Genomic DNA, 1004 nt, shown 5'->3' with positions numbered 1-1004 from the left:
CTTCCCAAAGCAATTAAAACCACGATCCAGATGCCTTTCCCATAGGCGTGTCAATGTATCTTGGATCAGCCCGTTCGAGCTAAAATCGATAAGCAAGCGATTGCACGACGAACGGAAAAAAGCCTGAAAACCAAATCCCCAAATACAGCCGAAATACTTGACCAACGCTCAAGTAAGCAAAACTCCAAGACCAGCTTAACATACCCAAAAGCCCCGGCAGAAATGTGCGGGGCTTTTTTATATGTTTAAAACCAGAAAATGAAAAAAATACGGGGGGAGGGGAAGTGAAGTTAGAAACTCGTTCTCACTCATTATAAGCACTGCTATGATTATGGGCAGTTCATTCGTTTTTTACTGATGAAATAATATTTATAAGCGGTCTACAGGAATGCGGAGTACGAAATTGATTAAACGAATAAGTGCTGGTGTTCTTGTCAGTCTGATGTTGCCCCCGGGAATGGCTTCAGCGCAAAGCTTTAATGTTTGCCACGGTTATGACTGCACTTATCGAACCAAGGTCACGTTAAGCTCAAAGGAAGAGAGCCGTATCCGTACTCTGTTGCAAAAGGCTGGTCGAAGCGCGAATGACGAAAGAAAGGCGTTGGGGATGGCTGTTGCAATATTCGAAGAACGTGGCACAGCAACTATCGGTCTGCGCGACAAACCAAAAATGCAGTTCGGTAAAGCCCGCATTAAGGGGCAGATGGATTGCGTGGATGAATCGATCAATACGGATAGTTTCCTTCGCTATTTGCAATCTCGCGGTTGGTTAAAGCATCATACTGTAGTTCGACGTACGACACGCGGTTCGTTCATCGATGGCCGTTACCCGCATTGGACTGCCGTGATTAAAGATACGTCGGAACAGAGCTGGGCTGTCGATTCCTGGTATGAGGCAGGTGGCGGATTGCCGGATATTATGCCGCTTCAGGAATGGAAACGCCGTGGATATCGCGGTGAGCGATAACACCAAAAAATCTTGCCGAAACTTAAGATCCAGCCTG

Annotated in this window: 1 protein-coding gene; it reads left to right on the top strand. The window is 46.4% G+C overall.

The window, feature by feature from the left end; genetic code table 11:
• Positions 1 to 607 precede the first annotated feature (607 nt).
• Complete coding sequence (locus P8H26_RS18045) at positions 608 to 967, top strand: hypothetical protein (RefSeq protein ID WP_289634463.1); 360 nt, start codon at positions 608 to 610, stop codon at positions 965 to 967.
• The last annotated feature ends 37 nt before the right edge of the window (positions 968 to 1004 follow it).

Source organism: Pseudochrobactrum sp. sp1633 (assembly GCF_030376605.1).
GTDB lineage: Bacteria > Pseudomonadota > Alphaproteobacteria > Rhizobiales > Rhizobiaceae > Pseudochrobactrum.
This window is presented reverse-complemented; position numbering and strand designations above follow the sequence as displayed.